1 protein-coding gene is annotated in these 1,454 nt (G+C 56.1%); it reads left to right on the forward strand.

Annotated elements, in window-relative coordinates; all coding sequences use genetic code 11:
• Window positions 1–113 precede the first annotated feature (113 nt).
• The coding region (istA, locus tag F0155_RS23080; RefSeq protein ID WP_150526915.1) for an IS21 family transposase at window positions 114–1,454 on the forward strand (1,341 nt) is incomplete at its 3' end.

Here is a 1,454-nt window from a genome sequence, read left to right on the forward strand (position 1 = left end):
TGTTGATTTTCACTGAGAACTGACCCGGTGGCCCCATAAATTGTCACTGAGAACTGACCCATGTGAACACACTGCCCCGACGTTTTTGGCTCGGGGGATATGGAGTGATCGACATGGGATTTTTGAGTGTCATTCGACGCTGGGCATTGCGTGACAAAATGCCAATCAGAGAGATTTCCCGTCGCACGGGTTTATCTCGCAACACGGTGAAGAAGTATCTGCGCGAGGGCATTGTTGAGCCGAAGTTCAAAACCCCGCCGCGACCAACCAAACTTGATCCGTATGCGGACCGTTTGTCTTCTTGGCTTGTGGCCCAGACGCGCAAATCGCGCAAGGAGCGTCGAACCGTCAAACAGATGCACGTGGATCTGGTGCAGTTAGGGTATGATGGCTCCTATGAACGTGTGGCGGCCTTTGTCCGTGCGTGGCGTGCGGACCGGCAGCGGGCGGAACAGACGACAGGACGCGGCACATTTGTGCCTCTGATCTTCCAACCCGGCGAAGCTTTCCAGTTTGATTGGAGTGAAGACTGGGCCAATATTGGCGGCGAGCGACTGAAGCTTCAGGTCGCGCATATCAAGTTATCACACAGTCGGGCGTTTCTGGTCCGGGCTTACCTGCTGCAAACGCACGAGATGCTGTTTGACGCCCATTGGCACGCGTTCCGCGTGTTTGGCGGCGTTCCTGGCCGAGGGATCTATGACAATATGAAGACAGCGGTTGATCGCGTCGGCAAAGGCAAGCAGCGGGACATCAACGTCCGTTTCAAGGCGATGGCTAGCCACTACGTCTTTGAGCCTGAGTTCTGCAATCCGGCTTCAGGTTGGGAGAAAGGCCAGGTCGAGAAGAACGTCCAGGACGCGCGCAATCGGCTTTGGCAGGTCATGCCCGTCTTTGCAGAACTGGCTGAACTGAACCAATGGCTAGAAGATCGGTGCATTGCCCTTTGGGCGGAGACGCCGCACAAAGCCTTGCCGGGGTCTCTCGCCGATGTGTGGAAAGCTGAGAAGCCAATGCTGATGGCTCTGCCGCCGGCCTTCGATGGATTTATCGAACATAGCAAGCGGGTGTCTCCCACATGCCTGATCACATTCGAACGCAACAGGTATAGCGTACCCGCCAGCTTTGCGAACCGCCGTGTCAGCCTGCATGTCTACCCTGACCGACTGGTCGTTGTGGCCGAAGGGCAAACAGTTTGTGAACATGCACGGCTCATTGATCGGTCCTGTCGAAAATCAGGCAAGGTTGTTTATGACTGGCGGCACTATCTTGCTGTCATTCAGCGCAAACCTGGCGCCCTTCGCAATGGCGCGCCCTTCACCGAGATGCCGGAAGCCTTCCAACGGCTGCAGGAACGCATGTTGCGCAAGGAGGGGGGTGACAGGGAAATGGTCGACATCCTCTCATTGGTTCTGCAACATAACGAAGAGGACGTGTTACGCGCCGTGGACAAG

The sequence above is a fragment of the Roseibium sediminis genome (genome assembly GCF_008711325.1).
In the GTDB taxonomy this organism is placed as follows: Bacteria; Pseudomonadota; Alphaproteobacteria; order Rhizobiales; family Stappiaceae; genus Roseibium; species Roseibium sediminis.